General features: G+C 67.2%; 1 protein-coding gene. It reads right to left on the reverse strand.

Annotated elements, in window-relative coordinates; all coding sequences use genetic code 11:
• Positions 1–55: 55 nt before the first annotated feature.
• The gene (locus tag EXE41_RS18770; protein ID WP_079233770.1) at positions 56–325 is read right to left on the reverse strand and encodes a monovalent cation/H+ antiporter complex subunit F; all 270 of its coding nucleotides are present in this window, start codon (positions 323–325) and stop codon (positions 56–58) included.
• Positions 326–448 lie beyond the last annotated feature (123 nt).

Consider the following 448-nt stretch of genomic DNA (forward strand, 5'->3'; position numbering starts at 1 on the left):
ATCGCGAAGAAGGCGCCGCCGAGCACCAGCACGAGCACGGCGATCTCGCGGGGCGTCATAGCACCCCCCCGCGCTCGACCTGGAACTTCGAGATGGCGATGCTGAGCAGGAAGTTCAGCAGGGCGTACACCAGCGCGATGTCGAGCGCGCCGGGTTCGCCGATAGCGGCCGCGATCAGCGCGATCACGATCACGACGTTCGAACCGATGAAGTTGATCGCGATCACGCGGTCGGGCATCGTCGGCCCGACGATCGCCCGGTAGATCCCCACTAAGGAGACGAGGATGAACACCGTGGCGGCGCCGAGCAGGACCTGCTCGATCATTCCTCGGCCTCCTCCTCCTGTCGGCGCTCGAACGGGCTGGGGATCCGGGCGGCCGCGCGGCCGTAGAACACGAACCGGACCGCGCGTTCGAGCGCCGACAGGAGGAGGAGGCCGAGGAATGAT

Source organism: Halorubrum sp. SD690R (assembly GCF_005435035.1).
GTDB classification, from domain to species: domain Archaea; phylum Halobacteriota; class Halobacteria; order Halobacteriales; family Haloferacaceae; genus Halorubrum; species Halorubrum ezzemoulense.